This is a genomic window from endosymbiont of Galathealinum brachiosum (genome assembly GCA_003349885.1).
Classification (GTDB): Bacteria; Pseudomonadota; Gammaproteobacteria; order SZUA-229; family SZUA-229; genus SZUA-229.
This window is the reverse complement of sequence record QFXC01000009.1, coordinates 1,263-3,042: the sequence shown is the minus strand read 5'-3', so window position 1 is coordinate 3,042 and position 1,780 is coordinate 1,263. Positions and strand designations below refer to the sequence as shown.

Genomic DNA, 1,780 nt, shown 5'->3' with positions numbered 1-1,780 from the left:
GTAATAATTTAGAGGCCGATGGGGCTTTAATTTCGTACAGTTACGTTTTTACCCTAGACCGCGCCCAGACTCGAACGACAGCTTTTTGCGCTTCACGAATATGGGTGAGCGAGACTACCTCGTCATCACCGGCTAGCATCGGTTCTATAATTATAACCCTTAGTCTTTTTGTGGGACTGTCGAATTGATCACATTGTATGCTTATGTTTATTTAAGATAATTTTATGATTTACGCGCTGCCTGCTTGTCTTCATAATGTTAGGTTGCAGTGATTTTCCTACATTTTTTTCCTACGCTTCGTTGATGTGGTACGTTGACTTCGGCATCGCTTTCGCTGGCCGGGCTTTTTCGCTGTAGTTGGGGTCCTAGGAATTTTTAATTTACCGTCTGAAGATGTTACCATTCTAGCCGCTGTTTGTTCGTGGTAAGTTAAAAATCGTGTAAACAATTTATCCTTCTCTGCCTGTGATTTCGCACCCCATGCACTATGAGAAATCCCAAGACGTGTTAATTGGTGTGCTAATTCATAGTTTCCTTGACCATGTAGTGCTCGGCGCATGTCACTAATCTGCAGCTTTGCAATAGCGTGTAATTTGTCTATAAGGTCCGGTAATTTCGCACATTTCCAGTTTGCTGTTAATTTTAAGATATGGTTAATTGACTCGCAGTTATTATTAGTCCACTTTAACGGTAGCCATTTGTTGTTAAGTTTGGGGAGGTGTACATACTCTCGCAGTTGTGGCAGTAATTTATTACTGAAATATTTTGAAAATGCGGGTGTTTGACTATGGTAGCATGCATCCAGATGGACAGCTGCTAAGTTAAAAGAATGTGCATCATCACTATTTACTAAACCTTTCTTTCCGAAAATGTCGTTAATTATTTTAGCCGCCGTTTTGTCATTGACACCTACTTTTTTATGTAAATACCGTCGCATGTTTTCTTCCAGATGGCGAACGCATAGTAACATGGTCGAATTTGGAAAACACATTTTTATTGCTTTAGTCATGGCCTTTTCTTCGTCCGATCCTATAACTAAATGATTCGATCCTACTGCAATTGGGTTTGAGAATTCGTTTATTTTATAGTTAATATGAGAAAAAAATCGGTGATATGTAGAACAATCCCCATCCCAGTGCAAATATAATGGGCCAAGTTGAATCGGTGGATTTCCGCTCGATCTACGAATTATGTTCACATTTTTATAAACAAACAAAGTTACAAAACACGGGCCAAGGTTAAACGTTCTATCTACTCCTAGTACACTATTCTGGTACTCGCACACGTTACGCATATCTGTCATTTGATCGTCTGTGTACAATATTACAGTTGGCGCTTTATCCTTAGCTTGTACTATTTCTTGAATGAAGGGGTGTTCGTGCATTATTGAGAGTAATGTCTGTATATCATCTGCATTGTTCTTTCGGTTTATCGAGGTGCCCGTTCGCGTTTGTCTTTTTTTCTTTTCTACTGTGTATTTAATATTTTGGACTTGGCGAAGATTCTGTGGAGCATTACTCGAACTATTTAAAACCATATCTGTATATACCTGTCTTGGCGTACTGTTAACAACTCTGTCCTGAATAGCAGTTTTAACTTTAACCGATGTTCTAACATAATCACCATGAGCTGCCTTTGAATTGCCGTGCGGTAAAGTCTTACTAGGGAATGTTCCTACATATTCAACTATCAGAGTGCTACATCGATTGTCATCTGCTGTGCCAGGCTGTAATTTGTCAAAACGGGTAATGCGTCTTTTATAACTAGAATCTCTTTTCAG

At 39.2% G+C, this 1,780-nt stretch carries 1 protein-coding gene; it reads right to left on the bottom strand.

The window, feature by feature from the left end:
• Positions 1-277: 277 nt before the first annotated feature.
• On the bottom strand, positions 278-1,780 hold a 1,503-nt coding region (locus DIZ80_08245; protein ID RDH83421.1), incomplete at its 5' end, for a hypothetical protein.